General features: G+C 32.5%; 25 protein-coding genes. 14 read left to right on the top strand and 11 right to left on the bottom strand.

The window, feature by feature from the left end; genetic code table 11:
• Positions 1-101 precede the first annotated feature (101 nt).
• A complete protein-coding gene (locus MY490_RS19060; protein WP_248267088.1) occupies positions 102-314 on the bottom strand; it encodes a hypothetical protein in 213 nt (70 codons plus the stop codon).
• Positions 315-662: 348 nt separating this feature from the next.
• Between MY490_RS19060 and MY490_RS19055 the strand changes: the two genes are divergently transcribed.
• Both MY490_RS19055 and MY490_RS19050 read left to right on the top strand, forming a co-directional pair.
• Positions 663-1,130, top strand: a complete 468-nt coding sequence (locus MY490_RS19055) for a GNAT family N-acetyltransferase (RefSeq protein WP_248267087.1) — start codon at positions 663-665, stop codon at positions 1,128-1,130.
• 114 nt (positions 1,131-1,244) lie between these two features.
• Positions 1,245-1,418: a hypothetical protein gene (locus tag MY490_RS19050; protein WP_248267086.1), complete on the top strand. Its 174-nt coding sequence runs from the start codon at positions 1,245-1,247 to the stop codon at positions 1,416-1,418.
• Between the two features lie 702 nt (positions 1,419-2,120).
• Here the strand turns inward: MY490_RS19050 and MY490_RS19045 are convergent.
• The 4 genes from MY490_RS19045 to MY490_RS19030 all read right to left on the bottom strand — a co-directional run bounded on the left by MY490_RS19045 (position 2,121) and on the right by MY490_RS19030 (position 7,198).
• A complete protein-coding gene (locus MY490_RS19045) occupies positions 2,121-3,215 on the bottom strand; it encodes a Ger(x)C family spore germination protein (protein ID WP_248267085.1) in 1,095 nt (364 codons plus the stop codon).
• Positions 3,212-4,324 (bottom strand): GerAB/ArcD/ProY family transporter, encoded by a 1,113-nt coding sequence (locus MY490_RS19040; protein WP_248267084.1) that lies wholly within the window; start codon positions 4,322-4,324, stop codon positions 3,212-3,214. The genes MY490_RS19045 and MY490_RS19040 overlap by 4 nt, the downstream gene beginning before the upstream one ends.
• Complete coding sequence (locus MY490_RS19035; RefSeq protein WP_248267083.1) at positions 4,314-5,780, bottom strand: spore germination protein; 1,467 nt, start codon at positions 5,778-5,780, stop codon at positions 4,314-4,316. The genes MY490_RS19040 and MY490_RS19035 overlap by 11 nt, the downstream gene beginning before the upstream one ends.
• Positions 5,781-6,484: 704 nt before the next feature.
• Positions 6,485-7,198: a DUF421 domain-containing protein gene (locus MY490_RS19030; protein WP_248267082.1), complete on the bottom strand. Its 714-nt coding sequence runs from the start codon at positions 7,196-7,198 to the stop codon at positions 6,485-6,487.
• 389 nt (positions 7,199-7,587) lie between these two features.
• Here MY490_RS19030 and MY490_RS19025 point away from each other — a divergent pair, with 389 nt between their 5' ends.
• Complete coding sequence (locus MY490_RS19025; RefSeq protein WP_248267081.1) at positions 7,588-8,829, top strand: cation:proton antiporter; 1,242 nt, start codon at positions 7,588-7,590, stop codon at positions 8,827-8,829.
• A gap of 393 nt (positions 8,830-9,222) precedes the next feature.
• Complete coding sequence (locus MY490_RS19020; protein ID WP_432707021.1) at positions 9,223-10,035, top strand: putative protein N(5)-glutamine methyltransferase; 813 nt, start codon at positions 9,223-9,225, stop codon at positions 10,033-10,035.
• Between the two features lie 71 nt (positions 10,036-10,106).
• Here MY490_RS19020 and MY490_RS19015 read toward each other — a convergent pair whose 3' ends face one another.
• From MY490_RS19015 to MY490_RS19005, 3 genes are all read right to left on the bottom strand, one after another.
• Positions 10,107-10,241, bottom strand: a complete 135-nt coding sequence (locus MY490_RS19015) for a hypothetical protein (RefSeq protein ID WP_056467807.1) — start codon at positions 10,239-10,241, stop codon at positions 10,107-10,109.
• Between the two features lie 67 nt (positions 10,242-10,308).
• Positions 10,309-10,953, bottom strand: coding sequence for a YczE/YyaS/YitT family protein (locus MY490_RS19010; protein ID WP_248269427.1), 645 nt, complete (start codon positions 10,951-10,953; stop codon positions 10,309-10,311).
• 17 nt (positions 10,954-10,970) lie between these two features.
• Entirely contained in the window at positions 10,971-11,408 is a 438-nt protein-coding gene (locus MY490_RS19005) for a GNAT family N-acetyltransferase (RefSeq protein WP_248267080.1), read from the bottom strand.
• Between the two features lie 123 nt (positions 11,409-11,531).
• On the opposite strand from MY490_RS19005, the gene MY490_RS19000 reads away from it, so the two are divergent.
• The 3 genes from MY490_RS19000 (at position 11,532) to MY490_RS18990 (ending at position 12,986) form a co-directional block, all read left to right on the top strand.
• Entirely contained in the window at positions 11,532-11,984 is a 453-nt protein-coding gene (locus MY490_RS19000) for a MarR family winged helix-turn-helix transcriptional regulator (RefSeq protein ID WP_248267079.1), read from the top strand.
• A gap of 26 nt (positions 11,985-12,010) precedes the next feature.
• The gene (locus MY490_RS18995; RefSeq protein WP_248267078.1) at positions 12,011-12,544 is read left to right on the top strand and encodes a spermidine/spermine N(1)-acetyltransferase; all 534 of its coding nucleotides are present in this window, start codon (positions 12,011-12,013) and stop codon (positions 12,542-12,544) included.
• Between the two features lie 139 nt (positions 12,545-12,683).
• A complete protein-coding gene (locus MY490_RS18990) occupies positions 12,684-12,986 on the top strand; it encodes a transposase (RefSeq protein WP_248267077.1) in 303 nt (100 codons plus the stop codon).
• A gap of 77 nt (positions 12,987-13,063) precedes the next feature.
• Here MY490_RS18990 and MY490_RS18985 read toward each other — a convergent pair whose 3' ends face one another.
• The gene (locus tag MY490_RS18985; protein WP_248267076.1) at positions 13,064-15,304 is read right to left on the bottom strand and encodes an MMPL family transporter; all 2,241 of its coding nucleotides are present in this window, start codon (positions 15,302-15,304) and stop codon (positions 13,064-13,066) included.
• A gap of 118 nt (positions 15,305-15,422) precedes the next feature.
• Here MY490_RS18985 and MY490_RS18980 point away from each other — a divergent pair, with 118 nt between their 5' ends.
• Entirely contained in the window at positions 15,423-16,046 is a 624-nt protein-coding gene (locus tag MY490_RS18980; RefSeq protein ID WP_248267075.1) for a TetR/AcrR family transcriptional regulator, read from the top strand.
• A gap of 435 nt (positions 16,047-16,481) precedes the next feature.
• Positions 16,482-17,021 (top strand): DUF2179 domain-containing protein, encoded by a 540-nt coding sequence (locus tag MY490_RS18975; protein ID WP_248267074.1) that lies wholly within the window; start codon positions 16,482-16,484, stop codon positions 17,019-17,021.
• A gap of 87 nt (positions 17,022-17,108) precedes the next feature.
• Here MY490_RS18975 and MY490_RS18970 read toward each other — a convergent pair whose 3' ends face one another.
• Positions 17,109-18,077 carry a YeiH family protein gene (locus MY490_RS18970; protein ID WP_248269426.1) on the bottom strand — a complete coding sequence of 323 codons (969 nt, stop codon included), beginning with the start codon at positions 18,075-18,077 and terminating at the stop codon, positions 17,109-17,111.
• 435 nt (positions 18,078-18,512) lie between these two features.
• Between MY490_RS18970 and MY490_RS18965 the strand changes: the two genes are divergently transcribed.
• From MY490_RS18965 to MY490_RS18945, 5 genes are all read left to right on the top strand, one after another.
• Positions 18,513-20,027: a long-chain-fatty-acid--CoA ligase gene (locus MY490_RS18965; protein ID WP_248267073.1), complete on the top strand. Its 1,515-nt coding sequence runs from the start codon at positions 18,513-18,515 to the stop codon at positions 20,025-20,027.
• A gap of 37 nt (positions 20,028-20,064) precedes the next feature.
• The gene (locus MY490_RS18960) at positions 20,065-21,120 is read left to right on the top strand and encodes a TauD/TfdA family dioxygenase (protein WP_248267072.1); all 1,056 of its coding nucleotides are present in this window, start codon (positions 20,065-20,067) and stop codon (positions 21,118-21,120) included.
• 86 nt (positions 21,121-21,206) lie between these two features.
• Positions 21,207-22,496 (top strand): MFS transporter, encoded by a 1,290-nt coding sequence (locus MY490_RS18955; RefSeq protein WP_248267071.1) that lies wholly within the window; start codon positions 21,207-21,209, stop codon positions 22,494-22,496.
• Between the two features lie 98 nt (positions 22,497-22,594).
• The gene (locus MY490_RS18950; RefSeq protein ID WP_248267070.1) at positions 22,595-23,593 is read left to right on the top strand and encodes a TauD/TfdA family dioxygenase; all 999 of its coding nucleotides are present in this window, start codon (positions 22,595-22,597) and stop codon (positions 23,591-23,593) included.
• A 165-nt stretch (positions 23,594-23,758) separates the two neighbouring features.
• Positions 23,759-24,688, top strand: a complete 930-nt coding sequence (locus MY490_RS18945) for an alpha/beta hydrolase (protein ID WP_248267069.1) — start codon at positions 23,759-23,761, stop codon at positions 24,686-24,688.
• A gap of 140 nt (positions 24,689-24,828) precedes the next feature.
• Here MY490_RS18945 and MY490_RS18940 read toward each other — a convergent pair whose 3' ends face one another.
• Complete coding sequence (locus MY490_RS18940; protein ID WP_248267068.1) at positions 24,829-25,602, bottom strand: SDR family NAD(P)-dependent oxidoreductase; 774 nt, start codon at positions 25,600-25,602, stop codon at positions 24,829-24,831.
• Positions 25,603-25,891: the final 289 nt, after the last annotated feature.

Here is a 25,891-nt window from a genome sequence, read left to right as displayed (position 1 = left end):
AATTAGTAAAAGGGATTACAGAAGGTCAAGCCAAAGAATAATTATTCGGTTAAATAATTATCTTTTATACTTCCATGTTCAACAAGTAAAAAGCATCCAATTTAAATGGATGCATACTTAAGTATTCCAGTTAAAAAGATTGAATCTTCTAGAAGTGTGCACTCTTTAAGTTTAATTTTCCCATCAAGTTCTAGCTCTTTAGCCAGTTTTTCAATTATATTTTTATCATTTTCTTGGGAATTTTTAATGTTGATTAAAAAGTAATTCCCTCTCGTGACAAGTTGAAGGTTCTTTAATAGACTTTCTTTACGCATTTGCTCATCTCCCTTCTAATATAGATTAATTCGACACGAAAGAGTTTTTGTCCTGTTAATTCTTTTAAACAATAAATTTTATAAAGAGCTTTTTCAAGCAGGAGCATGAGAAAGCAGCGAAATAGTGAATGGTTATGGAGAATTAAATTAGTAGAAAGTGAGAAACCAAAAAGCCTGTTAGAAGGCTTTTCTGGTTTTTTGTCGTAAATATTTAGAGTTTAATCAATAGTGAAGACAGAATTCTTATTCAACATAATGGTAGGATAGTTGTACAAGAAATCTTATATATTGTGTCTAATAAGAGTATTAATAAATGTAAAATTTGTATAATCATGGGAGAACCTTTATATGTTTAACTTTATTAAATTTGATAATCTAACAGATGGTGAAATTCAACTATTACCTCTTGAATATCTACAAGCAGATGTTAAAAAGGGGTTTGTACCTGCTTATATGTTTGGCATAGTTTCTGTAACTAATAAAGAGAAAATTTTAGGTGAAATTGTATTAAGAGTAGGAGATAATGAGAAAACCTTTTATGGCGGACAGATCGGATATAAAGTGGAGGAAGAATCAAGAGGAAGAAACTATGCTTCGAAAGCATGTCTCTTAGTTCGGGAAGTAGCAGTATCACATGACATGAAAAAGCTTATTATTTCTTGCAATCCCAATAACATTCCATCAAGAAGAACCTGTGAGAAGGTTGGTGCAAGTCTAAAGGATATTATCGATTTACCAACAACGATCTATATCAAAGAGGCGAAAGACAAACAGGTATTTATGGATGGGAGATTGGGGTGTTTTAAATTTATTTAACACTTCAGATTTTTTGTTTTTGTAAAATAATTTCTTCTTTTTTTGTGATATAATTTTAGGGTGAGAATGTAATATATGCATCTTAGAATTTCTAAAAGGAGCAAAATTTTTAAAATGAAATGGTTAATTGTATTTGGTCCAGTAATAGAATTAGTATTATATGCGATCGTTTCTAAGCTTTGGGTAAGTGATTTTAAAGAAATAAAACCAATAATTATTTTACAAATAGTACTTTACACTTTTCTTATTACACCATTATTACTTTGGGGATATATGTTAAAGCACTAATAAATACAATGGAGTATGCAAAATTCGGGGTATGCTTTTTTTTACCTTACCTATCGGAATGTTATGCAACTAATTTTGTGAAAACCTGAAAAGCCCGATAAAGGGCTTTTCAGGTTTTCAGAGTGTTGAAATATAAAGACGTCAAAAGGGAAAACGGACTTTAAATGAACATCTATAATGATAAAATTAGCATTTTTTGAATGATTTTTTTATGATTTTAATTGTTAATATGTTTGAGCAATTTCATTATTTCAATAACAATAGAAATGATTTTTTTAGACGTTAAAAATATTATAAGCTTTTTTTAGAAAACAAATTCGATTGTTTAGTTTAATAAATGTTCAATATTAATTGATCTACAATCTGATTAAAGTTAGATTACTCTAAGGAAAGGCTATTTGATTAGGGTTTATCGCAGACATTTTTAGATGAATAAGTTGGTTGGAATGGAGGGATGCTCGACTCCTATGGGATAAGCGGGAAGGCTGAGACCCCACAGGCTTGCCGAGGAGGCTCAGGTCTCGCCCCATGGAAAGCGAGCATCCTGTAATGGAAATCAACATCACTCTACTCCTTTCACGAAAATTTGATAATTAATTGACAAGGTAGTTTTTCAACAGCATGAAACCAGAAAAGCCCGATAAAGGGCTTTTCTGGTTTTGTCATATAAATGATTGCTACACTTTACTTGTTTTTTAACGGTCATAAAATAATTCCACTTGTATACATAATTACTTTTGTATTGACCTCAAAGGGAACTTTTGAAAAGTCCTTTTCCCAATTTATCTTCTCCCATGTATCCGGATGATAAGCCATTATATATCTACCAATTCCTAATGCATCACAATTTGTTTCTTGAAGAATGTTAAATACTTCTTTTAGTTCCTTTTCGATATTATTAGCAATTTTGTTTTCTATTTCCCTTTTCTTGATATTACTAGCTAGATCTTCACCAGTATACTCAGTTAAATTAATCTTTATTTTTAAATCAATTTTTACTTTAGGGAGGTTTCCGTTTTTGATTTGTAGGTTTCTTTTTATACTTTTTACTTTAAAAGAAACAATCTCATTATTTCTCCCCAATGGTTCCGTTAAACTCATCGTATTATTTTTTTTGTCTTTCAGTAATAACAATAATTTTGACTGCTTATTAGTTAGTACTTTGCCAGTAAATCGATTGTTTTCTAAAAGTGCTACACCTTTAATTTTAATTGTTTCATCGTCTGTTTTTTCTAAATAAGGTAGGACTAAATCAGTACCCGGATCATCCATTTTTTTGTAAACAGTTTCTTGCGTTTCTTTTGGAATAACAGAAATATTTTCAGCGGCTGCAAGCATTTCTGAAAGTGATTCACTAATAAAAATATCTTTATATGTTTTCATTTCAATGATGCTAGATGCCTTTCCTTTTACAATTGCAACTCTGGAAGTTAGCGTGCTTCGTATAAATCGGAAATAATTATCAAAGTATGGATACAAATTATTTTTTGCAAGATCCTCGCCTAAAAGCATAACTAGTAGTTTATTAGATGAAAAATTACCAGGTATTTGATAATCAATATTGTTTCGTATATCTCTTATAGATACCCCCGGAGCACTTACCTGATAATTGATATTTTCAGTTTGGTCACCTTTCGAAATGCTAGTTCTTATACTTACTGTTCCTTTAACCTTGTTTTTTGGAAGTTGGTCAAATCCGACGCCCAGTACTAGTGCAGAGTCTTTTAATGAGTGCTGGTCCCAGCATCCTGTTAATAAAAAGATTAATAAAAAAGGAATAGAATGATATTTTTTCATGACAATTTAACTTCCTTACTTTTAATCTTAAAGAGAAGTGAGATACATAAGATCAATGTTGGAATCAAAAGGATAAAAATAAAACTTGAAATAGATAAAGTTTTTATTAGCTTATCGAATAATCCATTTGAAGAAGGTACTAAATTTCCAATTAGAAATACAATTATGCAAATCGTAATAGTAGAAAATGTACTAATACTATTCCTTTTTATTAGATGGGAAAGACCGATATTAGCCAAATTTAAATAAGTCACATAAGAAGAGGCAATGATGACAAACCAAACTGAAAGAAATAGTAAATCAAGTCGCTCTAGTTCTTTGAAAAATGTTAAAGTTTTAAAGATATAAATTGTTGGTTCCGGAATTAACTGTAATTCTTTTTTACTAAAAAATATGAAACACAGAACAACAGTGAATAGATTAATCAGTGTAATAATGAGTATAGAAAAAATAGAGCTTTTTATTTTTTTTCTATGTGGACCTTTAACAAATGGATAGACAACTAATAGACACTCAACACCATGTAGGAAATAATAAGACGTATAACTTCCTTTCAAAATATGGGCAAAATTAACTTGAGCAACTGGTAATAACAACTTCCAATCCACCTGTTGAAATGCTTCTATACTAAAAATAAAAATGATTAAAAATGTCCAAAAAGATAATTGGAAAAAACGTGTCATTGTTCGAATATTTTCTTTCCCTAAATAAATCCCAATGATCAATAAAAGGAGTAAAATGCTCCAAGCTGGTGAATTTGGAAATACCCATTTGCTAAAAATAAATAGATAAGATTGATTAATTAAATAAGCTATAAAAATAAAATATAAAATATAACAGATTTTAAGTATTCCACCGATCCATTTTCCGAAAAAAAACGTACAAATTTCATAAATTGTTAAATTAGGGAACCGTTTAAGTAGAAATGAATATAGGAATATAGTACATACAGAATATAGACAAGAAAATAATAAAGAAATCCATCCATCATGCCCACTTTCTTTATATAAATACATTGGTAACGTTAATGTTGCAACATTTAATTGGACAATTACCATATAAAAAAATAATTGAAAGGATGAAATAGTCTCATTTTGCTTAATTATCATTTTTCCACCCTTTCGTTTCTTTGGTTTGTTGCATATCAATAGGCAATGCATTTGTAGGCCGTGTCTTCATTTTCCAATTTGGTACTCTAATTAAGGCATCTTTTAAATCTTTTATTCGAATTGGTGCAAGTGGTGAAAAATAGGGAGTACCAAACGACTCGAGCTTAACAATATGAATAAAAATAAGCATTAGACCGAATATAATACCTACAAATCCATAGATTGATGCCAAAATAATCATTGGAAAACTTAATAGGCGAAGTGAAAAGCTCATTTCATGTGTAGGAATAACAAATGAAGCAACTGCTGTAATTGCAAGAACTACAGTCATTGTATTTGATACTAAATTTGCTTCAACAATTGCAGTGCCAATAACGAGGCCTCCTACAATACCAATTGTTTGTGCAATCGGACTAGGTAGTCGAATTGATGCTTCTCTTAATAATTCCAAGACCAACTGCATGATTAAAGCTTCAACAAATGGAGAAAACGGTACGTATTCAATGCTGTTTTGAATGGTAGATACTAGTTCATATGGGAGAATTTCATAGCTAAATGAAACGATTGCTATATAAACTGCTGGTAAAGTAATGCACAGAAAAAAACAAAATAGTCTAATGAGTCTTAGAAAAGTACCAATTAAAACTCGACCATTATAGTCATCGGGAGTTTGGAAAAACGTAAAAAAAGAAGCTGGCATAATTGAAACCGTTGGACTTCCTTCAACAATTACGCAGATTTTCCCGTCAAATAAATTAGAAATAACTCGGTCAGGACGCTCCGTTTCTAGAATTTGTGGAAATGGTGAAAGTGAACTATCCTCAATAAATTCTTCTAGCTTACCAGTTGTTAAGTTATTTTCAAGTTGAATAGAGTTAATACGGACTTTAACAATTTCTAGAATATCTTTATTTACGATATTATCTAAATATAAAATTCCAACATTGGTACTAGGATCTCCAATCGGTAAAACTTCTATTTTTAAATCAGTGCTTCTAATTCTACTTCTTAGAAAATTAATATTTTTATTAAGGCTCTCAACAAAACCGTCATGAGAACCTGAAACAACTTTTTCATTTGTAGGCTCACTTGTCGATCTCACTTCGAATAATACTGTATCTATAATAAAGGCTTCATTTGAACCATCAACTAACAATACCGTATTTCCATTCGTAAGAGCCTCTTGTATTTCGTTTAAACAATTAGTTGCCGAAATAGTTGAAACCGGAAGATCAGTTATGATATTTCCATGTTTTATATTTAATAGTACCTTAATAATTTTTTCATTAATAATATCTTTATTTGAAATGGTATCAATAAAAGCAATACATAGTGGTCTATCATTGAAAGTTATCTTTCTTGTTTTAAAATCAAAAACATTCGAAAACTCTTCTTTTAATTTTTCTAGATTACAATTAATGTCTTTAGAAATTGTAATTGTTTGTTCCGTTTTCAATAATATTCCACCTCCTATCGTGTATTGTTTGTAAAATAGAAAAACATATTCATTGACCAGAATAAGTAATTGAATGATTATAAATAAGAAAAGGGCTACCTTAAATTAAATAAATATTGAATTTAAAAAATCGGTAATCTCTAAAGAGGTTACCGATTTCATGCTGTTGAAAAACTATCTTGTCAATTAATTATCAAATTTTCGTGAAAGGAGTAGAGTGATGTTGATTTCCATTACAGGATGCTCGCTTTCCATGGGGCGAGACCTGAGCCTCCTCGGCAAGCCTGTGGGGTCTCAGCCTTCCCGCTTATCCCATAGGAGTCGAGCATCCCTCCATTCCAATCAACTTATTCACCTAAAAATGTCTACGATAAACCCTAATCAAATAGCCTTTCCTTAGAGTAATCTAACTTTAATCAGATTGTAGATCAATTAATATTGAACATTTATTAAACTAAACAATCGAATTTGTTTTCTAAAAAAAGCTTATAATATATTTAACTTCTAAAAAAATCATTTCTATTGTTATTAAAATAATGAAATTGCTCAGACATATTAACATTTATAACCATTAAAAGATCATTCAAAAAATGCTAATTTTATAATTATGAAATGTTCACTTAAAGTCCGTTTTCCCTATTGACGATTTTATATTTCAACACTCTGAAATCGGTAATCTCTAAAGAGGTTACCGATTTTTTAACCTATTCTTCTATATCAACAGGTGAGTTAATCTGATCTTTGTATAAATCAAAATACAGTTGACCATTCGTTCCGCGAACACAATATGAAACATCAGCTAATTTCAAGCTTCGCTGCTCAATTTCAGTGAAGATCCAAGCCTTTGTTAAATTGTTTTGAGTGATGTTTTTATCAATAATTTGACCATCCATAATGATTTCAATTGGGAAATCAGATTTGGAACGACTAGAAATTCCCAAATCTTCTCTAGTTACAAAACGATATAACGGTTTCTTTAATATAGATAAATGTCCATCAGGTTCAAAAACTGCGAATTCTACCTCATCTATATCAAATATATCTCTTCTTCTTAGAGCTTGATTGAATGAATCCATTGTAACTTTTAGTTTTTCTATGTTTTTTTCAAGAATCTTTCCATCTTGTATAACAACAGTAGGTTCTCCATTGAAGATGGCTCTTGCTTTTTTATTTTTTAATGAAACTAAAGTAGCAAGGAATAAAAAAGTACAAAGAATGATTAATGCAGTTATGAAGTTACTAAATCTTATAGACGTATTAAACGCTAAATTACCTGCAATAGAACCTATTGTTATAGAAGTAATATAGTCATGGTAAGTCATCTTTGAAATTGTTTGTTTTCCTAATATGTGGGTAATACAGATAAGTAAAATAAATGCTGAAAGAGTTCGAATTATGACATCAATTGTTCCAATCATTACCTTCACCTTTGATTTTATTCTTACTATATTTTTACGTAAAAGATGTAGATAATACGTAAAAGTAAATTCTTTAATAAAGTTCCTTTAGAACAGTACCAATAATAAACGGGTCAACGGTATTTAAACTAATCTTTCGCTAATAAATAGTTCGTATTCTAATTAGTATAACCGTTAATTAAAGAAGCCGGTATTTAAGTAATTAATCTTAATTACCCTTTTTACTTCTACATAAAATTACCTTATTTGGTAAAAATGTTATTAACCTTTTAAAAGTAGATAGCTTAACTATAAACATTTAAATTGTTCAAAAAATAAGTAAATTCCATTTCAAAATGATTTTTGGAAGAGAATTTTAGCATGGTTATTTCTACTAAGGAGAGTTTTAAATGGAACACGGATTGTTAGAAGTTTCAAACGTGATTATAGGAGAATTCTTAATATTACTCTTAATTGGTGTGATATCTTGGTTGGCTGCAAATAAATTTAATAAACCTTATACAATATTTCTAGTCATTATTGGTTTAGTAATTGGCCTTATGAATATTGATTTTTTAGATAAAATTGCCGACCTATTTACCAAAAGTGAGACGTTTTCATTAATCGTTCTTGGTCTTTTTTTACCTTCGCTTCTTGGAGAGGCTTCGATGAAGTTTGAATATAAAGAAATTAAAAAATATAAACATGAAATTCTAAGGTTAGCTCTTTTAGGTACATTCTTAACATTTGTACTTGTTGCTGTTGCTTTAGTATATATTTGTAAGTTACCAGTAGTAGTATCTTTTACGATTGCTTCTCTTATGTGTGCAACTGATCCTATTTCAGTTATGGGAATGTTTAAGATCTACAATGTAAAGAAAAGTATTGCAGCTAGTTTAGAAGGAGAAAGCCTGTTTAATGATGGAATAGCAGTTGTGTTTTTTAAAATATCGACCGTATTCCTATTAAGTTACATTAACATGGGATTATCAGGTATAGGAGCTGGTATTTTATTATTTCTCAAGGTTGTTCTGATCGGAGCAGTTATAGGGTTAATTTTAGGATTCTTAGCTTCATACATGATTAGTTTCGTAGATAATTATCCGCTTGAAACAATGGTGTCTTTTTTACTTTTTTATGGAAGTTATCTATTATCGGAGCATTTTCATGGAAGTGGTGTAATTGCAGTTGTAATTGGAGGCATTGTGTTTGGCAATTATGGCAAGAAAATTGGAATGAGTGCTGTTACTGAAGATTACATCGCAAGTTTTTGGGACATTGTATCGTTTGTAGGAAATACGATTTTATTCCTACTAATTGGTTTAGTAGTTTATCGATTAGATGTATTTTCAAATTGGAAAGTTTCTTTAATAACGATTTTGATTGTTTTAATTGCTAGAACAATTGCAGTAAATATTAGCCTACTAAAAATAAAAACCTTTACAAATAATGAAAAGTTTCTGATTAACTGGGGCGGGTTAAAAGGTGCATTGTCAATTGCACTGGCACTAACTTTACCGGCTGATTTTCCATATAGAGAAAACATCTTGCTAATTGTATATACAAATGTAGTGTTTTCATTACTGATACAAGGTTTAAGTATTCCACGAGTAATAATGTATATAAAAAATAAAGAAAAAGTCAGACAGTAATGGACAAAAAGATTTTTTGATAAATAATAAACTAAAATAGATCTTTCTAAAAAGACTCAAACGTTGTTAACTGTTTTTTCACAGGAATACAACGGTTAAGTCTTTTTATATTGTTTATGCGTAATACGATTGATCTATCTATATGACGAGGGAGAGGAAAGCATCAATTATAATGGCTACGAAATGAGGATCCAAATATTTATGACAGTGTAATATTCGCTTTTTTTATTTTTATCATTTACAAAAATAATACTATCGCTAAGTATTTTGTATTTTTAAAATAAATGTATACGAATACGGTAACAAAACCGTATCCAACTACTAGTATCCAAGTAGAAGAAGGTATTTTAGATTATATAACGAACTCCCAATAATAACCTTTATAAAAATTGGGTGATTATTATAGTAAAACAAAATGAAATTAATAGTAGTGAACAAATTAAAAATAGTATAACTGAGCAACTTTGGAACGCCGGTTGCGTTTTTGCAGAAGAAGAGGCTCTGCTTCTCATTTCTGAAGCGGATACTTTGGAAGAACTTTTAACAATGGTAAATCTTCGAGTATCTGGCTCACCATTAGAATACATCCTAGGTTGGGGGGAGTTTTATGGCAATAGGATTGCAGTAGTCCCAGGTGTTTTTGTTCCTCGCCGTCGGACAGAGTTTCTTGCTCAAAAGGCTATTGAATTGTCTGTACCTGGTGTCAAAGTAGTTGATCTTTGTTGTGGTTCTGGTGCAGTAGGTGTAGCAATTTCCAAGGCAGTAGGGTTGGTTTCGTTGTATGCGGTCGATATTGATCCTACTGCAGTTCAGTGTGCCCAGTACAATGTTTCTAAACTAGGAGGTCTTGTATATGAAGGTGATCTTTATAATCCATTGCCACCTCAATTACTTGGGAATGTTGATATTATAGTAGCGAACGCACCATATGTTCCAACTGAGGCAATAAAGTCACTCCCTCAGGAGGCAAGGCTTTATGAGCCAAAAGTGGCACTTGATGGTGGTAAGGATGGAAATGATATTCATCGAAAAGTGGCAGAAAATGCGTCTCTCTGGTTAACTTCAGGCGGGCATTTATTAATAGAGACTAGCAAAATTCAGGCTTCTCAAACAGTTGAAATCTTTACTCAATGTGGACTAATAGCCGGGTTAGCACACAATAATGAATTGGACGCCACAGTCGTAATTGGCACAAAAACGCCATGATTAATTAATTAATTAAAAACAACCAGTGTAGCCCCATTATGGGTTACTCTGGTTGTTTTTAGTATCAAAGCTTATTTCTTGTTCGACTTTTTTGCTAAATTCTGTAGTTCACTTTGAGGCTCAGTTGAAAATTCAACGTCTTTTCCGTATCCTTGTGGATTAACACTTGGAGCTTTTTGTCCTCTTCCAGATGATTTTTTACTCATGTGCTTCACCTCCAAGGATAGTGTTTCCGAAGACAGTAGATTTATGAGTAAAAGTATTTAGTACATTCTATATAGAAAGATTTTTCTCTTTTTCAACGTTAGAAGATGCACTATGTTGAGAAAGTACTCGGTCTAAAAATTTTTTTGAAAGTGGCATAAAGAAATTAAGGATTAACCCTCCAAAACAAACGGTTAGTATCGTCCCAATGCCGATTGGCCCATTTGAAATGAATGCAGCTATTAAGAAAATAAGATAAATTACTGTTTTCGAAAAAAAGATAGTTGTTCTAGTTAATTCTTGTAAGATTAAAGTTAATCGATCTACTGGAATCGGTGCAAAGTTTGTGTGTAAATAGGTTGCAGTTCCGAGTCCTGAAATAACTAATCCGAAACTATAATAGGCTGTTTTGCTAAACCAAATTTCAGGCGTTACTAAATTGTTTAATAAATAAAGCCACATATCAATTCCGATACCCGTAATAAAGGCAGTTACTAATCCTAATAATTCTGGTCTTTGTCTTTTTAAAAAAGAATTTATACAAATTAGTAGTAAAGCAATGATGATTTCCCAACTTCCGACAGTCAGCCCCACATTATTCGATAACCCCACTAAGAGTGCATCAAAAGGTGAAGTTCCAAGGTTAGATAGTATATTGATTGAAATTCCTAAGGTTAATATTAATATTCCTAAAACGTAAAAAACATATTTCAGATTGATTAATCGTTTTATCATTTAGTTAGGTTTTTTAGCATTAGAATATGAGGGATACCGTCTTCTATAAAGACATCGGAAGAAGTTCGATAACCAAGTTTTTTATAAAAACCTTCCGCATGTGTTTGACCATGCAATTTTACTTGCGAAGCTCCTTGTTCTTCCGCAATTTCTTCTAAAGCATTAATAATGTTTTTGCCAAGACCAAATTTTCGGAAAGACTCCAGGATACAGATTCTTTCCAATTTACCTACTCCATCAATAAACCTAATTCTTCCTGTTCCGACTGGTTGTTCATTGTAATGAACTAATATGTGTTCGCAATTGCCATTTAATTTGTCGTATTGATCAAATTCATCTTCTAGAGGTACACCTTGTTCCTTCACAAATATATCGTTTCTTATTGCAAATGCTATTTTTAGTTCTTCTTCATTCTTGATTTTTTTTGTATTCATTATTTTTATCAGTCCCTTTTAATATAATTTTTTGTTTTATTGCAAATGCAACAAAAAAAGGTTAAATTCAATATAGATCATTTTTATTGCATTTACAACAAAATTAAAACTAAGGAGTTAATTATGAAGGAAATTCTTCGTGAAATTGGAATGATCGCAAGGGCTCTAGATTCGATTAGTAATATTGAATTTAAAGAGCATGACCTTACAAAAGGGCAGTATTTATATCTAGTGCGAATTGCTGAAAATCCAGGGATCATTCAAGAAAAATTGGCTGAGATGATAAAAGTAGATCGAACTACAGCAGCGCGTGCTATAAAAAAACTTGAAATGAATGGATTTATTGAAAAGAAAGAGGATAAAGAGAACAAAAAAATAAAAAAACTCTTTGCAACTGAAAAAGGGGAAACTGTTTATCCATTTATAAAAAGAGAAAACGATTATTCTAATATCGTTGCTCTAGAGGGATTGTCCGAGATAGAAGTTGAAACCATTTTTACTCTACTTCAAAAGGTTAGAAAAAATGTAGAAAAAGAATGGGAATTTGTAAAAAAGGGAAACAAGAGAAATTATTGATTAGATCAGAGGAGAGACGGAATAATATGACGATCAATATAACCAAGTGTGGTTCTAAGGATTCGCACAAACTTCAACAAATCGGTTATGAAACGTTTAATGAGACATTTAAGCATCAAAATACACTAGAAAATATGAATGCTTATTTAGAAAAAGCGTTTAATTTAAATCAAATCGAAGAAGAATTGTTAAATCAGTCTTCGCAATTCTTTTTCATTTATTTTAATCAAACCATCGCTGGATATTTAAAGGTTAATATAGATGATGCCCAATCTGAAGAAATGGGTGATGAGTCACTTGAAATCGAGAGGATATATATAAAGAAGGAGTTTCAAAAACACGGTCTTGGAAAATTTCTGTTTTATAAAGCCATAGAAATTGCGGAGGAACTTAATAAAAAGAAAATCTGGCTAGGCGTATGGGAAAAAAACGAAAATGCAATCGCATTTTATAAAAAAATGGGATTTGTTCAAAATGGGTCACACTCATTTTATATGGGTGATGAAGAACAAATAGACTTTATTATGACTAAAACACTTGGGTTATCCAAAAAAGCTTGATTAGTCAGCAGCTTTTTTGGTATTAATTTGTGAATTTTTATGAGGAGAATGAAAAGAGCGGTCAATTTGGATAGTTAATATAAATTAGTAAAGAATAAGATTAACATAATTTAATAATAAAATGGAGTAAGTAAACCACTTGAAAACTTTAATATTTTGTTCAATAATTTTTTTTCCTATTATTATGATTGGGTTATCTAGGTTTAATCGAATATTTAACACAATCTTTAATTTGATCGCAATCATTTCTTATGAAGTATTTGGGGGAATTTCAGCAATCGCAATTTATGAGATTATAAAACATGATGTTGTTTTTATGACCAATATTCATGCTGTATTTCTTAATATTTATTTTTTAATTGCTGGTTCTTACTTAGGTATATATGGCCTATATCAATTGATGAATCTGATGATGAAACAGCTTAATCAAACTAACAAGTAATGTATAAAAATTGTTACAATGAAAAACACCACAACGCATTATTTCTCTTTAACATGCATTGTGGTGTTATTTTATCTTTATTTTTCTATTTGCTTTTCTAGTTTTGAATCATACTCTTTTCTCGAAAGTTCACCTGGCCAATATGCAAATCTACCTAATACGGTAGTAATTGCTGGAACTAAAAGTGGACGAACGATGAATGTATCAATTAATACTCCAATACAAGTAACAATTCCAAATTGAACTAATACTTGAATAGGTAGTGTTGCTAACACTAGGAATGTACCAGCTAAGATTAATCCTGCTGATGAAATAACAGCCCCGGTTTTTGCGACGCCATTTGATACTGCTTCGCGATGAGTTTGTTTCTTCTTATTTTTCCATATTTCGGAAACCATGAATATATTGTAATCTTCACCTAATGCTACTAAAAATACAAAGGAATATAATGGAATCGATCCCTGTATAGCGCTAGCCCCAAATCCGTAGTGAAGAATTAGCCAGCCTGCACCTAATGCTGAAAGATAAGATAATATGACGGTTAGGATTAAGTAAATCATCGCTGTAAAGGAACGTAAATAAGCTAACAGTAATAATGCAATTAACCCGATCATTACCGGAATAATCACGGATTCATCACGCTCAGTTATATTTTTTGTATCTAAATTCGTTACTGTTTCTCCACCAATCCAGTAATGCTTATTTACTTGTTGGATATCATATTCGTTCAATAGTTTCTTTATTTTCTTTTCTAGTTGAGGTATTCTCTCTAATCCTTTAATAGAATATGGATTATCGACTAAAGAAATTTCATATAATTGTAATTTTTTATTATTTTTACCTGTAATCGGATCAGACACATCTTTGACGAATGAAAGTGATTCTAATTCTTTTTTTACAGGGATATTTTTATTTTCTGTATCGATTATAACTTTAACTGGTGCTAATAAACCTGATGAATAATGGTCAGATATTAAATCAAAACCTTCTCTTGAAGGCATATCTTTAGGAAATGATTGAAGTAAATCGTATGTGTATTGTACTCGAGGTACAAATAAAGCTAGCCCTCCTAAGAGAAAAATCGAGACTAGAATAATTGTCCAAGGTTTATGAGTAACTACTTTTCCTATTTTTTGATTAAATGTTACTTTGATTTTTGATTTCTTAATTGATTTCCCTTTTTTCTTAGCTCTTAATGCTTCCATTTCCTCTGTTCTTGGAATGAAAGGGAAAAATGAAACTCTACCAAATATAGAAAGTAGGGCAGGTAGAATTGTGATTGAAGCAATACCCATAATAAGGACTGCCAAACTAAATGGTACTGCGAAACGATGGAAAGCACCATATTGAGCTAATAAGAGTGTACCTAATCCAATAACGACCGTTAAAGCACTCATTGAGATGGCTCCACTTGATTCTCTAATCGCGAGCTGAAGTGCTTTATATTTATTTTCTTCCAAAAGTAAATATTCACGATATCTAGATATTAAAAATAAACAATAATCAGTACCTGCACCAAATAATAAAACTGTCATAATCGAAACGGCTTGGGAATCCACGGTTATAATACCGTTATCACCTAAAAAACCTAATAATGGATTTACAATTCCATATGCGAAACCAACGACTATTAACGGGACAATTGCCATAATTGGCGAACGATATAAAAGGATTAAGAAAACTAATACAAGTGATACAGTTGATAATAACAGTTTAACATCAGCTTGTGAAAATAAACTTACAGCGTCTGTTTGAATACCAACCGGGCCAGAAAAGCGGACTTTTAGACCAGATTCTGTTAATTTTCGTTTTACTGGGTCATCACCAGTATGATTTTTGATTTGTTTTTCTAATAAGTTGATATTTTTTTGTAGGACTTGATCATCTGCTTTTTTATCAAAAAGAACGGCTGTAATGATTGTTGAACCATCCTCTGAAGAACTTCGTTTAATTGCCTGGATAGGCATTAAATCATATGACGGTGATGTTAATTGATTTTTTAATGGATTATTTCTAAGTTCTTTATAAACAGTTTGAATGACTTTGTAATCTTCCTCATTTAATCCCTCTTTACGGTTCCAAACAATTAATAAAGGATTTCCAGAATCAGTTGGAAATTCTTTTTTTATTAGCTGATCCGCTTTTTGAGACATGGATTGCTTAGGTAAGTTATCTGCAGTATTGTTTTCTACTTCATTTACAGATGGAAAAGTAAATGATAATACAACCGTTAATAAAACCCATACCAACAATGTTATCCATCTTGTACGTTTACTACTTACAAATTTGCCCCAAGAATGAAAGGGGTGCTGTTTCATATGGAATTCACCTCACGTAAAATTTATTAACTTAATTATATATACTAGTCGGTTAATTAATCAAGAACTTTTATTATGCTATAATGAAGGGGATTAAAAAGGTTAGGAGAGAATCATATTGGAACAAATTAAACGGCCTCTTGGAAGACCACCACAGGATTCGAAAAAAAAGCCTACAAAAACAACAATTGTTGAAAATGCAGTCCAATTGTTCCTTCAAAACGGATATCAATTAGTTTCCATGGATGACGTAGCTATGAAGTGTGGAGTGACCAAAGCAACGGTTTATTATTATTATCCAACAAAAGCAGATCTCTTTACGGATGCAATGGTTCAAATGATGCTTCGAATAAGTGATCGAATTGCTGAGATTTTATCTAAAGATAAATCGTTAAAAGAAAATCTCAACGAAATGGTAAAAGTCCATTTAAGAGCAACTTTTGAAATTGATTTAAAAGCTTTTACGAAAGAAGCGAAAGTCTCTTTATCAGATGAGCAATTACAACAGATGAATAAAGCGGAAGAAATGATGTATAATGTGATCGAAAAAGCAATGGAAACGGCAATAGAGAATGGAGAAATACCTAAAGGTAATCCAAAATTCTATACCCAATTGTTCTTAGCAATTTTATCAGTTGGAAATTTTAGGGATACAGATCAAAATTCAATTTTCTCTACAATAGATGAAATGGCTGAACACATAATAGACTTCTTTTGGAATGGAATAATGCACAATAAATAAAAGAAGATTTACTTTTTGAGTAGATCTTCTTTTTTGCGTTTTAAATAAAACATGTAAATTAAGATGATGAAAATACCTTACTCATAAAAGGCTCATAAGTAAGTAAAAGAGCAAGAAAATTCTAAAACCTTACTCATTTGTTCATGAGTATATGTTTTAGAATTGGAGTTCGGGTGTATTTTTTACGGTAATCTTTTAATGTTCTAAAAGTTAAGCAGGAATTTAACTGAGCAGGTTGAATTAAGTACTACAACTGGTAAATAATACAAAAAAATCACTTTTGTTTACGCATCAATTCAGCTGTATTATTAAAATAAATTTCTACTAGGCTTTCACTTTGATTCCTTTAAAAAAGTTTAAAAGCAAGGCTTAGGATGAACCAAATTATATACCTAAATCTGCAGTCCAAAAATTTAAACTTTGAGGTGTCTACATTTGAAAGATATTTTACTAATATTATTATTGCAATTGATTTATGTACCTGTCTTAACATTGAGAACTATTTTCCTAGTCAAAGGGTTGAGTGGATCTGCTGCGCTTTTTGGTTTTTTGGAAGCAATTATTTATGTATTTGGATTATCGCTTGTTTTTTCTGGAGATCAAAGTACATTATCAATGATTGTTTATGCAGTTGGATTTGGAATTGGCATTCTACTTGGGAGTTACGTTGAAAATCGCTTAGCGATCGGATACACGACTTTAGTAGTTAATTTAACGAATAAAAATAAATTGCTAATTAACCGACTTCGTGAGGAAGGATTCGGTGTGACAGTGTTCCAAGGCGAAGGAAGGGATAGCGAGCGTTATCATTTGGATATATTGACAAAACGTAATAGAGAACCTGAACTCATGGATCTTATAGAGCAGTATGAACCAAGTGCCTTTATTATTTCGTATGAAGCGAGAAGGTTTAAGGGTGGATTTTTATTAAATTCAATGAAGAAAGCAAAACAGAAGAAATCGAATATATTATAGACTCCTTATATAGTAAAAAATCAGAGAAACTGGAATAAAGTTTCTCTGATTTTTTTTATTAATTTAACTTTACCTACCTTTGCAGAGCTATATACTAAAAAATGTTACCAAAGATAAGAGTATTGATGTAATGACGATTGCGATAAGCGGACGAATCGATTTAGTACGTAATTCTTTTAAATTAATATTTAATCCTAAACCAGTCATAGACATTGTTAAAATAAATGAAGTAAAAACAGCAATTTCTGACATCGTTTTATTTGATACCGGAATTTTTTGACCAAGGATGTAGCTTCCAACAAAGCTCATAATAACAAAGCCGATTAAGAACCATGGGAACTCCAGTTTTGCTTCTCCGTTTAATTTTCCTTTTCGTTTCATCCAAAATAAAAGGATAAAACAAACAGGAATCAATAGAAATACTCGGGCAAGTTTGGCTAGTAATGCGTGAGCAAGCGCATCCTGACCTGCAGGTGCAGCTGCTAAAGCTACATGTGCAATCTCATGAAGGCTTATTCCGACCCATGCTCCATATTCAGTTGGACTAATTGGTAATAAAGGATAAATTAAAGTATAGATGATGGAAAAGATTGTGCCTACTAATGCGATGATCCCAACGGCCATAGCAGTGTCATCATCTTTTGCTTTAATAATAGGCGATATCGCTGCAATGGCAGCAGCTCCACAAATACCGGTCCCAATACTTAATAATAGAGATAGATTAAGATCTGCTTTAAGCCATTTTGCTATAGCCATAAGAACGAAAATCGAAAATATGATAGTTCCCATGCCTCTCAGTAATAAAGGCAAACCATCACTAAAAATGACAACCATGTTTAATTTTAATCCGTACAGTATGATGGCAAATCTTAAAAGTCTTTTTGAAGAAAATTGAATTCCCGCGCGCAGTTTTTCAGGATAACCAAAAAATTGTCTATAAACTAAAGCAAGCAAAATGGCACATGCAAGTGGTCCAACATGATCGAACCCTGGTAACTTTGCCAATAGAAAACCTACAACAGCTATGATGAATGTAAAAGCTATCCCATAGATCATTGCCACATTTAACTGTTTAGTAGGCTGTTTTTGTTGCTCTGGTTTTGTATTAATTATTGCCTTTTGTTCCATCTTGTTCATCTCCTTAGGGCGTTCTATATTAGTTATCGTATCGAATCAATTATCATAAGGAAAATAAATTATTATTATAGTTATGATAAGTAAATACGATAATTAGAAAAAGAAGCTATAAACTAACTAAAAAAACAGAGCCTTTTTAAGTTTGGGCTCTGTTTTTTTTAGTTTAGTGCTAGCTGAATTGGACCTTATTATTGAACAACAATCTTAATATTAGTTAGACTTACATACAAATTAAAATCTTTAATTTTATTTCATTTTTATTTATGAGTATACTTAGTGTAGTAATATTTTAAATATTCAAAATAGTTAATTTATGAACGCTTTTTAAGCGGTTGAAAGGGGGGGATTCACTTAATGAGTAATAACTTATACGAAAACTTAAATAGAAGCGCAATTAATTTCCCGGATAGTATCGCTTACATGTATGGTGACCAATGTGTTACATATAGGAAATTAAATCAGCTTGTAAATCAATTTGCTGTAGGAATGTCTGCACAAGGAATCAGCAAAGGAGATGGAGTTGCCCTTTTAATAGGAAATAGCCCAGAGTTTCTTATTGCATACTATGGAATTTTGCAATTAGGTGCATTTGTTGTTCCAATTAATCCTTTGTTTACCCAAGATGAAATCAGCTACATATTGGAAAATAGTCAAGTAAAAGCGGTTATTGCTCATATATCTGTTGAGCCAATATTATCAGAAGTTAAGAAACAGTTAATTAATCTAAATGTAGTCATTTATACAGAAGCAAAGAAACAGGAATGGACATGGGAGCACCTTATGAAATCAAGTACAAGTGTAAGTGCAAGTCCATTCGTTGATCAAGAAGATCTAGCCGTTATTCTGTACACTTCGGGTACTACAGGTAAACCAAAGGGTGCAATGTTAACACATCGAAATTTGGCATCGAATGCAGATTCCATTTCGAAATTGCTTGAACTGGATGAAAACGACCGAGTAGTTGCTGTTCTGCCAATGTTTCATGTTTTCTGTATGACAGTTTGTTTGAACGCACCGATTGCTTGTGGCTCAACAGTTTTAATTCAGCCTAAATTCAGTCCTGACGATGTTGTCAATACAATTCAAAAAAGCAATGCCACTGTATTTGCAGGAGTACCTACGATGTACAATTTTATCAATCAATTACCCGAAGCTTCGTCAGAGCATTTTAAATCCATTCGTATTTGTATTTCAGGTGGTGCTTCGATTCCAGTAGAGCTTCTGCAAAAATTTGAAAGTAAGTTCAACGTACCTATATTAGAGGGATATGGACTTTCGGAAACAGCGCCACTTGTTGCAATTAATCCGTTAAAAGGAATTAGGAAACCAGGTTCAATCGGTAGAAATATTCCCACTGTTCAAAGCAAAGTAGTAGATAAATTTGGAGAAGAATTGCCAATAGGTGAGGTTGGAGAATTAGTTGTTCAAGGACCAAATGTAATGAAGGGATATTTAGGGATGCAAGAAGCTACATTGGACGCTTTTAAAAACGGGTGGTTTTACACCGGTGATCTCGCAACAATGGACGAAGATGGATATATCTACATTGTTGACCGAAAGAAGGACATGATTATTGTTGGAGGTTACAATGTTTATCCTCGTGAAGTGGAAGAAGTACTCTATCAACATCCTGCAGTTATAGAAGCAGCAGTAGTTGGTGTACCTAATAAAGAATACGGAGAAAGTGTAAAAGCATACGTCGTAGTTAATGATGAACAGTTTACAGATAACGACATCATTCAATTTTGTAAAGATAAGCTAGTTAAATACAAGCTTCCTAAATATGTAGAATTTTGTAAAGAGCTACCAAAGAATTCAACTGGGAAGATTTTGCGTAGAGAGTTAAGAGAATTGACTGAAGTAAAGTAAACAAATAAATCATTCATTCATAAAGGGAGGATTCATGATGTCAACAATTTTAAAGGAAAAGGTTAAAGGGCCAGTAGCTTGGAAAGGAACAGACTTAGCAAAAGATGATTCTTGGATTTATTACTTATCCAAGGAAACAATTGTTGAGCTTGAAAATGCACTAGCCCGTATTAAACAAAAGGGGTTAAAAGCACCAAATTTTAACAAAGAAGACTTCCAAGTGCCAAATCTTTTAAATGAAATTGATTACTTTGTTGAAGAACTTGAGAATGGAAGAGGATTTCTATTAATTCGAGGTTTACCGATTGAAAGATATACAGATGAAGAAGCAAGCATCATTTATTGGGGCCTTGGCCTTCATATGGGTACTCCAGTTTCGCAAAATGCTAATGGTGAGCTATTAGGGCACGTTAGAGATCAAGGACTTAGTTTAGAAAATTCAAACGTTCGTGGTTACCAAACGAAACTGCATCTTCCTTTTCACGCTGATGGTTCTGATGTAGTAGGTTTGTTAAGTCTTCGAAAAGGGAAATCAGGAGGGGAGAGTAGCATTATAAGCTCGATGGCAGTTTACAATGAGATTCTAGAGAAGAACCCTGAATATTTAGGAATACTTTGTCGTCCGTTTAACTTTGACCGCCGAGGAGAAGAAGGACCAGGAGAATCACCAATATTTACTTCACCAATTTTTAGTTACTATGATGGAAAACTAAGTTGCCGATATGTTCGTTTATTTATCGAATCAGCACAAGCGAAAACAGGTATCCAGTTATCAAAAGTTGAAATCGAAGCATTAGACTTACTGGACTCTCTTCTTCATGATGAAAATTTACATTTTAATATGATGCTCGAGCCAGGCGATATGCAATTTGTAAATAATTATACGGTTCTTCATTCACGAACTCAATACGAAGATTATGAAGTATTAGATCAAAAACGTCATTTATTAAGATTATGGCTCACGATGCCAAATGGTCGTGAAATTTCTCCGGATTTCGCAATGTTTTTTGACGAAAATACTGGAAAACCGGGTCGTGGCGGTGTACCTGCTCGTAATAAAACCGCGGGCGGTATTGTTGAAACTTTAAAGTAATTTTACTTCTGTAAGAATGGGTGTGAACACCTTTTCCTTTTTGGAAAGGGTGTTCCTTAAATAGTGAAAAGTGAGGATATATTTGTATGTCAAGAACTCCAAAGTACGCTTGGGTAATCTTATTATTTCTAGTTCTTACTGGTATGATCAACCAAGTCGATAAAATTATCATTGGTTTGGTTTCCGTTCCTTTAATGAAAGAATTACATTTAAGTCCAACAAAATGGGGAGTTGTAGGAAGTTCATTTTTTTGGTTTTTTACATTCTCCTCACTGATACTTGGAGGAATGGCTGATTCGAAAAATACGAAAAAAATGTTGACATGGCTTTCATTGGTTTGGCTAATTGTTCAGTTTGCAACTCCTTTTGCTTCTAGCCTAACTTTGCTTTTGATAACAAGAATGTTTTTAGGATTAGGTGAAGGTCCAGCCCCAGCTCTTTCTACAGCAATCATGGGGAAATGGTTTCCAAAGCATAGACATGGTATAGGTTTTGGTGCGGTTCTTTTAGGAACGACCGGGGGTTCGGCAATTGCTTCTCCATTATTAATATCATTAATTGATAAACATGGATGGAAATCGGCATTTTTAGTGATGGGTGTTCTGGGACTGAGCGTATTAGTTTTATGGTTAATTTTTGGTAAAGAAAGTCCAACAGAAATTGGACTAACAGCCGTTCATCAAACGGAGCACAATTCTAGCCTTCCTAAAGTATCAATCCGACAGTTTTTTCCGCATCTATTTACTAAAAACTTTATATTAACTGTTTTGTGCGGTGGTTGTGCATATTGGTTACTGTCCATTCAGGCAGTATGGTTCCCATCTTACTTTACAAAAATCCAACAGTTTGACTCTCAAACTTTAAAACTAGCGGTATCATTGCCTTTTCTTTTTGCAGCTTTTTGCCAAATTGGATTTTCTATGCTATCTGATCGTCTTTACCGTAAAACAGGTGATATTCGTAAAGCCCGAATTAATCTTGCGGGTTTCATGATGATGTTATCGGCTATTTGTCTATATCTAGCGATAACCGTAAATTCAGTTACTATGTCTATTGTTTTTTTTACACTTGCACCTGGTTTTGCGTATGTAATTCTTTCGCTTGCTCCCGCTATATTAATGGAGTTCTTTTCTCCCGAAAACATTGGAAAAGCACAGGGAGCATTCATTGCCTTTGCAAGTATATCTAGTATTATTGCTCCACTAGTCTTCGGATACCTTATCCAACATGCACTAACTGAAGCAATTGGTTATAATTACGCGTTTGGCTTTTCTTCATTAGGAATGCTGATTTTAGGTATCGTATTTTGGATTGGTGTACATCCCGCAAATCAAAGAAACGTAATAAACGAGTCAGGGGAGCAAATGAGTAGGTAAAGAAAGATCTACATGTAATTAGAAATATGAGTTGAAATAATAGTTTTAAATATTTGGCTATTAAATTAGTAATCTTCAATTTCGAAGGAGGGGTTTTAATGTCAATCATTTTAAATGAAAAAATTCAAGGGAGATCTGCATGGAAAGGTATTGATCTTGCTAAAGATGAATCATGGATATATTTTTTAACCGATACAACAATTGCAGCACTTGAGAAGGCTGTATTATGTGTTAAACAAAGGGGATTAAAAGCACCTGATTTTAAAAAGGAAGATTTTCCAATTCCTGATCTAGCTGACGAAATTAAGTACTTTATTGACGAATTAGAGAATGGAAGAGGTTTTCTCCTAATCCGTGGATTGCCGATGGAGCGTTATTCCGATGAAGAAGCAAGTATCATTTACTGGGGGCTTGGACTCCATTTAGGACTGCCAATCATCCAAAGTAAAAATGGCGAACTACTAGGTCATATTAAAAATGTAGGTAAGGACTTTAACGATAATTCAAAAGTACGTGGTTACCAAACAAATGTACATCTTGATTATCATACAGATCTTGCTGATGTGGTTGGATTACTATGTCTTCGTAAAGCAAAATCTGGTGGTTTAAGTAGTATCGCAAGTGCAATGTCTATCTATAATGAAATTCTGGAAAAACACCCAGAATATCTTGAAATTCTCTATCGCTCATTTGCCCATGACCTTCGCGGAGAGGAAACGCCAGGTCAATCACCTGTTGTTCAATCACCAATCTTTAGCTATTTCGATGGTAAATTAAGCTGCAGATATATTCGCCAATATGTCCAATCAGCACAAACGAAAACTGGTATCCTTTTGTCGGATGAGGAAATTGAAGCATTTGATTTTATTGATTCCCTTACTCATGATAAAAACTTCCATATCGATATGATGATGGAACCAGGAGATATGCAATTCGTTAATAATTATACTGTTTTTCATTCACGTACTCATTTTGAAGATTTCGAGGAAGAGGATAAAAAACGTCATTTATTAAGATTATGGCTGATGATGCCAAATGGTCGTAAAATTGCTCCAGGTTTTGAGTTTTATATTGGTGGTGCACCCATAAATAGCTAAGAACTTGTGGGAATTTAGTTTGTTGTGATTTCAAAATTTTAGTAAATGGTGATTTTATTCAAGTATAACGTGAATAAGATCACCATTTAACTTTTAAATTGACTAATGGTCGGGTTAAAAGTTTAGGTCATGGGAGAATTATATAAAGTGAGAGAGGTTGATAGTTTGTTAAAGTTAGATTCGCAAGCAGAGAAGTTTTTAAATGCATTAAAGCGGATGCCACCTATTCATGAACTAGACCCTAAAACTGTAAGAGAAATGTTATCAAAGTCACCACGTCCTCTTATAAATTTAGAAACACTATCAAAAGTAGAGGACTTTATGATTCCGGTAAGCAATGATGAGGAAATTAAATGTCGAGTATACATACCAGAAGGTTCAGGCCCCTTTCCAATATTCATATATTACCATGGTGGGGGATGGGTACTTGGAGATATTGAATCGACGGACGCAAGCTGTCGCATAATTGCTAATAGAACACAGAGCATAGTTGTATCCGTAAACTATCGCCTTGCACCGGAGTATAAGTTTCCGACAGCAGTGGAAGATGCATATTCAGCTTTGGAATGGGTCTATGAACATGGTATTTCCTTTAATGGGGATGTCACTAGATTGATCGTTGGTGGAGATAGTGTAGGTGGAAATCTTGCTACAGTCGTAACAATGATTGCTAGAGACAGAAAGGGTCCTAGCATTGTTGGTCAAGTTTTAATCTATCCCCCAACAAATCTTGAGTTTAATACAGAATCACATCAAATGTTTGCAAAAGGTTTTGGTTTAGATCGTGAACAGCTAATTTGGTTCCGAACTCATTATTTAAGAAATGAAGAGGATAAGACAGATGAGTACGCTTCTCCTTTAATAGCAAAAGACTTAAGTGGCCTTCCGAAAGCATTAATTATTACGGCAGAAAATGATGTACTACGAGATGAAGGAGCAGCCTATGCCAATCGGTTGAAAAAGTTTGGAGTACAAGTTGAATATGCTTGTGAACCTGGAATGATTCACGGCTATTTTGCACATATGTCAATTTTTTCGAACAATATCGAATCGACGGTTTCCAAAATTGATAATTTTTTACGTTCATACTGTTGACTAATGTTTACAATTAGTCAGAGAATCAAGTTTTGGAATTTGTCTACACACTTAAAGAGCCTCAAAAATTGTGAGGCTCTATTTCTTTCAACTATTAACTTATAAACTATGTGACAGTAAAAATATTTCAAATAAGTATATTAGAAATAAACGGTATTTCCGATGCCGCCAGTTACCGGTATTACTTCTCCAGTAATTGATGCTGATAAAGGAGATGCTAGGAAAGTAACGACGTAAGCAATCTCCTCTGGAGTAATCAAGCGACCGAGAGAATTTAGTGATTTTACTTGTTGAATTGCTTCCTCATTAGTCACTTTAACTCTAAACGTTTCAGTATCAACAATTCCCGGATAAATAGCATTGACATTAATTCCATGCTTTCCTAATTCCATTGATGCAGATTTTGTTAAATGGACGACAGAAGCGTTACGAGGACCAGAGCTAAAGTAATTGCCGCCAATCCTAGCAGCTAATCCACTAATATTAATAATTCTTCCCCACTTGTTTTCAATCATATATGGCGCAACAGCTCTAATACTACGAAAATACCCCATATATTTTTCTTCAAAATCCTTTATAATAAGTTCTTCTTTAATACTATTAAAGTCCTCTGGTTCATGTCCACCAACACGGGCTCCACTGTTGATCAATATATCTATGCTTCCCATTACTTCCGCTGATTTTTCTACTAGATTTAAGATTGAATCTGGATCGGTAGTATCTGCCACGATTGGATAAATATTTCGACTAGTTTCTTGTGCCAGTTCCTCTGCGGCAATGTTTAATGTGGATTCATTTCTTGAACAAATCGTACAATCTACACCTTCAAGTGCTAGTTGGCGTGCAACAGCTTTACCAATACCACGGCTACCCCCTACAATCAGTGCCTTTTTTCCCGATAACTTTAAGTCCATTGTTCAGCCTCCAGTTCTAATTCACTAGTAATACAAAAAAGTTGGATGATTACTACGTATTTCTATATATATTCTACCTATAAATAATATTTATATAAAATTAAAGATTTTAATTTGTAATTTAATTGTGCTAATATAATGTGGTGTTAAAATTTCCCATGTACATTGGTACATATTTCATATATTAGTAGTATTTACATACAAGTAAATATGTTTAATTTTATTTAACTGAAAATTATGAATATAATAAAAATAAAGAATAATGATATGTAATTAAAGTTATGAAATG

The organism is Gottfriedia acidiceleris (assembly GCF_023115465.1).
Lineage (GTDB): Bacteria > Bacillota > Bacilli > Bacillales > Bacillaceae_G > Gottfriedia > Gottfriedia acidiceleris_B.
The sequence above is the reverse complement of the archived record's forward strand: the minus strand, read 5'-3'. Positions and strand labels throughout refer to the sequence as shown.

Coding starts and splice junctions, on each gene's coding strand:
- MY490_RS19060 (WP_248267088.1), bottom strand. CDS start 314: ATGCGTAAAGAAAGTCTATTAAAGAACCTTCAACTTGTCACGAGAGGG.
- MY490_RS19055 (WP_248267087.1), top strand. CDS start 663: ATGTTTAACTTTATTAAATTTGATAATCTAACAGATGGTGAAATTCAA.
- MY490_RS19050 (WP_248267086.1), top strand. CDS start 1,245: ATGAAATGGTTAATTGTATTTGGTCCAGTAATAGAATTAGTATTATAT.
- MY490_RS19045 (WP_248267085.1), bottom strand. CDS start 3,215: ATGAAAAAATATCATTCTATTCCTTTTTTATTAATCTTTTTATTAACA.
- MY490_RS19040 (WP_248267084.1), bottom strand. CDS start 4,324: ATGATAATTAAGCAAAATGAGACTATTTCATCCTTTCAATTATTTTTT.
- MY490_RS19030 (WP_248267082.1), bottom strand. CDS start 7,198: ATGATTGGAACAATTGATGTCATAATTCGAACTCTTTCAGCATTTATT.
- MY490_RS19025 (WP_248267081.1), top strand. CDS start 7,588: ATGGAACACGGATTGTTAGAAGTTTCAAACGTGATTATAGGAGAATTC.
- MY490_RS19015 (WP_056467807.1), bottom strand. CDS start 10,241: ATGAGTAAAAAATCATCTGGAAGAGGACAAAAAGCTCCAAGTGTTAAT.
- MY490_RS19005 (WP_248267080.1), bottom strand. CDS start 11,408: ATGAATACAAAAAAAATCAAGAATGAAGAAGAACTAAAAATAGCATTT.
- MY490_RS19000 (WP_248267079.1), top strand. CDS start 11,532: ATGAAGGAAATTCTTCGTGAAATTGGAATGATCGCAAGGGCTCTAGAT.
- MY490_RS18995 (WP_248267078.1), top strand. CDS start 12,011: ATGACGATCAATATAACCAAGTGTGGTTCTAAGGATTCGCACAAACTT.
- MY490_RS18985 (WP_248267076.1), bottom strand. CDS start 15,304: ATGAAACAGCACCCCTTTCATTCTTGGGGCAAATTTGTAAGTAGTAAA.
- MY490_RS18970 (WP_248269426.1), bottom strand. CDS start 18,077: ATGATCTATGGGATAGCTTTTACATTCATCATAGCTGTTGTAGGTTTT.
- MY490_RS18965 (WP_248267073.1), top strand. CDS start 18,513: ATGAGTAATAACTTATACGAAAACTTAAATAGAAGCGCAATTAATTTC.
- MY490_RS18960 (WP_248267072.1), top strand. CDS start 20,065: ATGTCAACAATTTTAAAGGAAAAGGTTAAAGGGCCAGTAGCTTGGAAA.
- MY490_RS18955 (WP_248267071.1), top strand. CDS start 21,207: ATGTCAAGAACTCCAAAGTACGCTTGGGTAATCTTATTATTTCTAGTT.
- MY490_RS18950 (WP_248267070.1), top strand. CDS start 22,595: ATGTCAATCATTTTAAATGAAAAAATTCAAGGGAGATCTGCATGGAAA.
- MY490_RS18940 (WP_248267068.1), bottom strand. CDS start 25,602: ATGGACTTAAAGTTATCGGGAAAAAAGGCACTGATTGTAGGGGGTAGC.